Raw genomic sequence first — 5293 nt, forward strand, 5'->3', positions numbered from 1 at the left:
CGGGTGGCGCGGCGGTTGCCGCAGCGGACCAGCAGTTCGCCCGCCGGGAGTCGGCCGGAGTTGAAGTGGTCGAGGATCTCACCGGTGGCGGTGTCGAGGTGGGTGCGGTGCCCGGTGAGGCGGATCGGGTGCGCGCAGCCGCCAAGGGCGGTTATCTGTCGTGCGAGGGGTGCGAGTTGGCCGGTGGCGGCGAGCTTCGCCAGCTTGGCGGTGAGCCTGGCGCGGCGCTCCAGCGCCGGCGGCCCTGCCGCCGCCGAGGCGGTGACGTCCGCCGGACAGGTTGGCGTTGTGAACGCCGACCAGCGACGCGAAGAGGCTGGAACGATCGTGGAGTACGGGAGTTGGAGCTGTGCGGGCATGCGGGAAGGGCCTTTCGGCGGGAGCGCGGAAGCCATACGGCGCGACGTGGGCAGGCCGAAGTGATCGGCTCACAGGGAACGGGGCGCCTCGGAGTTGGGCGCGAGGGCCGGACCAGTGAGGGCTGGTCGGCGGGGCGCGGTGGTGATCACCGGCGAGTGCGTGACGTTAACATCGACCCATGGGCGCATTCAAGTGCATCCCTCCTCATTCCTTTCTATGGGTGGCGGGACGCGGGTAGTGTGGGGCCGGTTTCCCGGTTTGGACGGGCCGGAAATAGCTGATAGACGGCACGGAAGGCGGCGGGGTGGCGGGCGTAAAGGCGACGCGGCGCGGGCGCAGGCCGACGGGCGGCGGGGTGCAGTTGACGTTCGAGGTCATCGCCGAGACCCTGCGGGAGCAGATTCGCTCCGGCGGGCTGCGGCCCGGTGACGCGCTGCCGACGCAGGCCGTGCTGATGCGGGAGTTCGGGGCCTCCAGCCTGACCGTCCAGAAGGCCATGACCCTGCTCAAGCAGGACGGGTGGGTGGTCTCCCGTCCCGGCAAGGGCGCCTTCGTCGCTCACTACGACCACACCAAGGACGAAGCCCCGGGGGCGGCGAGCACCCCTGCGGGCGGGACCACGGCCCGCGTCGAGGCGTTGGAGCAGGCGCTGGCCGAGGCCGTCGAGCAGCTCGCCGAACTCCACGCCCGCGTCGAGTCCTTGGAGACCGGCGACCGCTGACCCCCTTGCCGGGTGGGGACGGAGGGCGGTGCGTTCAGATTTTCTCTACGAGGTTCAAGGCGGGGCCCGCCCGCCAGGGCTGGCCGCCGTCGCCGACAGACCCGCCGTTCACTCCCCGGGATCAGGCGCTACTGGAGGCCGAGCCGACGGGCGGTCGGGCGGCGGGAGCGGCAACCGGCCAGCTCGCTGGGCTGACCGGAATCGGGCTCCTGACAGAGCAAGTTGTCGCCGACGACCGTCCTACGGCCGGATCGCACGCACAGGGCCGACCGGGGGGCCGACCCTCCACGTCCGTCACCGGGCTCACCGAGGGCGGTGGCCGGCGTCGGCGGTCGGGCACCCGAGAGGCCGCCCGGCGGGCTCGTGCCGTCCCGGACGCCCATGCTTGCCGCCTGGCGGGGCCGTGACGATGGAGATAACTGGGATGATGCCGGTGCGGGGTTGAGCGAGGCACACGTGGTGGGTGATCGGTCGGCCCCCGCCGTCGTGGCTGACTGTCTGTGGCTGAGGCCAGAACCTCATGGCCATGGGCCCGGCACGTACGTGAGGGCCCGTCCCTGCCAGGGCTGACGAGGACCGGGGAGCCTCGATCGGCTGTGCCCGGCAGGGACGGGAGTCGGGTGGGTCAGCGCGGTACGGTGCGTGGGCCAGCGGGGCGGCTCACGTCTGCCGCCAGGCCCGCCAGGGCCGGGTAATGATCTCCCGGTAGGTGTGGTGGGACGGGTTCTGGCCGCAGTGCCGCAGCACCCAGTCCTGCGGTTCGGCGAAGTCCTCGCTCGTCGGCGAGGTCTCTCCGTCCACCGCGCACTGCATTGCGTACAGGACGGGCTCCGCGTCCGGTTCGCGGTCGGGCTGGAGAGTCCAGGTCTCGTAGCGCAGGACCGATCGAGGGGTCGCCGTCCCCACCTCCGATTGGCCACGGCCACCTTCGCGCTCAATTCCTCGCCCGGGGTCGGCGGACGTACATCCTCGGGCGGTACGTCCCACTCCCGGCCACCGCACGGCGGCCGAAGCTGCACATACGTCCCCACATGCCCCATCACCACGCCGACCTTGCCGTTCCGCCGGTCGGCCACCAGGGTGCCCACACCGGGCGAGGCAGTGTGCTCGACCGCGTCAGGGTTGCGGGCCGTCATCGTGACCACCCCGGCGAGACGGACCGCGACCAGGCATCCAGTCGCAGGAAGGGAACACAAGTGGTCGCGCTCTTTCGCACGTTGACACTCCTCGACGGCATGGACCGTGCCCCCGGGCGTATCGGTGCCAACAGGGTCGACACCGATCCTCACGCCGGTCACCGGGACGAAGGAACCTCCACCAAACCCCACTCCGGGACGTCCCACACCATGTAGAACGTCCCTGGTGCCGTCCCGAGACCAAGGGGGAAACTCGTGCCGAACGAGAGACTACGAGCCGTCATGGCAGCCGGAGGCTGGACGTACGCGACCCTCGCCCACGAGGTCGAGATCGACCCCAAGTCGGCCGAGCGCTGGGTGAACCTCGGGCGCACCCCACGCCGTGCCACAGCCCTCCAGGCGGCCAAAGTCCTGGGAGAAGACGTGCACGCACTATGGCCAGCCCTGCGCCAAGCCCGCCCCGCCCGCGCCATCAGCCCCGAACTGGTCGCGCTCTACGAGCAGCGGGCCGACATCCCCGTCTCGACGTTCACCGACCTGATGGCCCAGGCCCGGGAACGGATCGACATCCTCGTCTACGCGGCCGTCTTCCTCCACGAGACATACCCCCGGCTGAACGAACTCCTCACCGAACGCGCCGCCGAAGGCTGCACCGTCCGCATCGCGATCGGGGACCCCGACAGCGGCACCGTCCAAGCCCGCGGCCAGGAGGAGCGGTTCGGCCACGGCATCGAATCCCGCTGCCGCCTCGCCCTCATGCACTACAGGCCACTCGCCGCCACCCCCGGCATCGAAGTCCGCACCCACGGCACCACGCTCTACAACTCCCTCTACCGCGTCGACGACCAGCAACTCGTCAACGCACACGTCTGGGGCGTCAACGCCTACGCCGCCCCCGTGTGGCATCTTCGCCGACACGAGACAGGTGGCATGTTCGACACCTACGCCGACAGCTTCGACGCCGTGTGGGCGACGGCAACCCCCGTACAAGAGGAAGGCTGACCGTGGCCCGCACCGAGTACTACGACGACCCCACCGCGCCCAAGCCGAACAGCCTGGTCGTCGCCGCCTCCGCCGTCGTCACCGACGGCCACGGCCGCATCCTCCTCCAGCGCCGCCGCGACAACGACCTATGGGCACTGCCCGGCGGCGGCATGGACCTCACCGACTCCCTGCCCGGCACCGCCGTCCGCGAGGTCAAGGAAGAGACGGGCCTCGACGTCGAGATCACCGGCATGGTCGGCACCTACACCGACCCGAAACACATCATCGCCTACACCGACGGCGAGGTCCGCCGCCAGTTCAACGTCTGCTTCACCGCCCGCATCACCGGCGGCCAACTGGCAATCTCCGACGAGTCCACCGAACTCCGGTTCGTACCGCCCGAAGAGATCGAGCAGTTGCCGATGCACCACACCCAACGACTCAGGCTCCAGCACTTCCTGGAACACCGTGAGAAGCCGTACCTGGGCTGAACCGCCTGACGGCAGTAGCTGACGGCAACAACCCCGCACAACCACGGACATCTGCGCACTTCACCGGACCAGCAAACCGCACTTGACCTGCGAAAAAGCAGGTCGAGGGTGCCGCGTAGCACACGTACTATGTGGTCGCAGGCGCGACGCCGGTCCTGGTACACAACTGCAATCCGCTCGACGGTATCGCGGACGAGTTGGCTGGCAGCAAGATTACGACTGGTCAGGTCGTTGATGATGCTGGAAATAGAGTCGGAGCTCCTGTATCAAGCGGTGAGAATGGTTCATTCGTGCAAGTGAGGGACGCGCTCAGAAAATCTGGCGTGCCTCACGACGCTGCAGGTGGGTTCGCGGCCGCATCTCATGTAGAAACCAAGATCGCTTTGGCAATGAGAAGCAATGGCGTTCAGAGGGCGACAGTCGTAATCAATAATTCTGACGGGGTTTGTTCTGGTCCCTATTCATGTATGACTGGGGTGTCCGCAATTCTACCAAGAGGGTCTAGCCTGACATCCGTTTGGCGCACTGAAGAGGGCTGGCATGGGGTAACTATGCTGGGCGGCGGTTAATCTCAAGAGGTTTAATATCTGGCCGGCCCTGCCCTGGGGTAGAATCCTCCGGGGTGGGGCCGGTCTAATTTCAGTTTTCCGCATCGCCTCACCTGCGAACGTTGGAGGATATTAATGATTCTGACTATTTTCACTGGCGGTACGACATATCATGCAGCATCGGGAGCTATTCTTAGGCGCTTGATTGGCGAGTTGGTGATCGGCGGGCCCGGCCGAGAGCCAGATGTGATTGGACAGTCAAAGGGTGGCATTCTTGCAACGTTTGTGCTCTTGGCGCCACATAGGGATCCGATGAAATCAGATCGGTATTTTGACAGCTATCTTCAGGTCTCGACAAATCCGCTTACAGGATATGGTGCATTGAGGTGGCAAGTTCCCGAGGATTCCGTAGTTCGAGTGGATCGGGAGATTGCGAGGAGTGTATGGATCTCTAGGAATCCGGAACCGCCGGCGTTGGATCAAAACGTTGTTGCTGATTTGGGCGATTGGAGGCTGTTCGAGCCCCGCAATACGCTGCCGGTATCTGATATTCGTGCGGCCGTCGAGGAATTTTGCGAACTGAGAAGCGGTCAGAGGCCTACGGCGATTTGCTGGGATCGTGGTGACTTTGGCGCGTACCACTCTCTGAATGGACAGGCAGATGTGACACCTTCCTACTGTCAGGATCCGTGGTGCAAAGATTCGGGTACACGGCACCCATTGCACTGATGAAGGTTCTCGGTGGCGAAAGAATCTCCCTTTCGGTGAGACGGTATTTATTACTCGATCATGGAGGTTATGCGTGAATTTCGCGTTGATGTCGCTGTTTGTTGAACTTTCATTTGCTTGTCGATGTGTGCAAGCCAATTTGACGCCCCATCAGGCGGTGTCTGGCGAGGCGTCTGCGTGGGGTGACGGCAGTAGTTGACGGCAACGTCAGCGGACGAGGGCTGCGCAGGCTGGCGGTTCATCGCCGTCGCCGTAGGTCGTCTCGGTGTTCTCCGGGCCGCCGAGTGCGGTGCTGAGGGTGTCGATGGCGTCTCGCTGGAGGCG

At 65.8% G+C, this 5293-nt stretch carries 7 protein-coding genes and 1 pseudogene; 5 read left to right on the forward strand and 3 right to left on the reverse strand.

Going from position 1 to position 5293, the window contains the following annotated elements; translation table 11 throughout:
• Positions 1-359, reverse strand: a 359-nt coding sequence (locus tag GA0115259_RS27645) for a replication initiator (protein WP_345941035.1), incomplete at its 3' end; no start/stop codon positions are given.
• Positions 360-664: 305 nt separating this feature from the next.
• On the opposite strand from GA0115259_RS27645, the gene GA0115259_RS27650 reads away from it, so the two are divergent.
• Positions 665-1081: a winged helix-turn-helix domain-containing protein gene (locus tag GA0115259_RS27650; RefSeq protein ID WP_256098170.1), complete on the forward strand. Its 417-nt coding sequence runs from the start codon at positions 665-667 to the stop codon at positions 1079-1081.
• A 660-nt stretch (positions 1082-1741) separates the two neighbouring features.
• Here GA0115259_RS27650 and GA0115259_RS27655 read toward each other — a convergent pair.
• On the reverse strand, positions 1742-1987 hold the full coding sequence (locus GA0115259_RS27655) for a DUF7848 domain-containing protein (protein WP_093602090.1): 246 nt from the start codon (positions 1985-1987) through the stop codon (positions 1742-1744).
• A pseudogene (locus tag GA0115259_RS42210) lies at positions 1978-2226 on the reverse strand (hypothetical protein); the annotation flags it as partial. The gene GA0115259_RS27655 and the pseudogene GA0115259_RS42210, both read right to left, overlap by 10 nt.
• Positions 2227-2499: 273 nt before the next feature.
• Here GA0115259_RS42210 and GA0115259_RS27665 point away from each other — a divergent pair.
• From GA0115259_RS27665 to GA0115259_RS42940, 4 genes are all read left to right on the forward strand, one after another.
• The gene (locus tag GA0115259_RS27665; protein ID WP_093602092.1) at positions 2500-3219 is read left to right on the forward strand and encodes an XRE family transcriptional regulator; all 720 of its coding nucleotides are present in this window, start codon (positions 2500-2502) and stop codon (positions 3217-3219) included.
• Between the two features lie 2 nt (positions 3220-3221).
• Positions 3222-3692: an NUDIX domain-containing protein gene (locus GA0115259_RS27670; protein WP_093602094.1), complete on the forward strand. Its 471-nt coding sequence runs from the start codon at positions 3222-3224 to the stop codon at positions 3690-3692.
• Positions 3693-3823: 131 nt separating this feature from the next.
• The gene (locus tag GA0115259_RS42935) at positions 3824-4261 is read left to right on the forward strand and encodes a DddA-like double-stranded DNA deaminase toxin (protein WP_093602096.1); all 438 of its coding nucleotides are present in this window, start codon (positions 3824-3826) and stop codon (positions 4259-4261) included.
• A gap of 291 nt (positions 4262-4552) precedes the next feature.
• On the forward strand, positions 4553-4969 hold the full coding sequence (locus GA0115259_RS42940; RefSeq protein WP_370748540.1) for an Imm1 family immunity protein: 417 nt from the start codon (positions 4553-4555) through the stop codon (positions 4967-4969).
• Positions 4970-5293 lie beyond the last annotated feature (324 nt).

The organism is Streptomyces sp. MnatMP-M17, from assembly GCF_900091995.1.
In the GTDB taxonomy this organism is placed as follows: Bacteria; Actinomycetota; Actinomycetes; order Streptomycetales; family Streptomycetaceae; genus Streptomyces.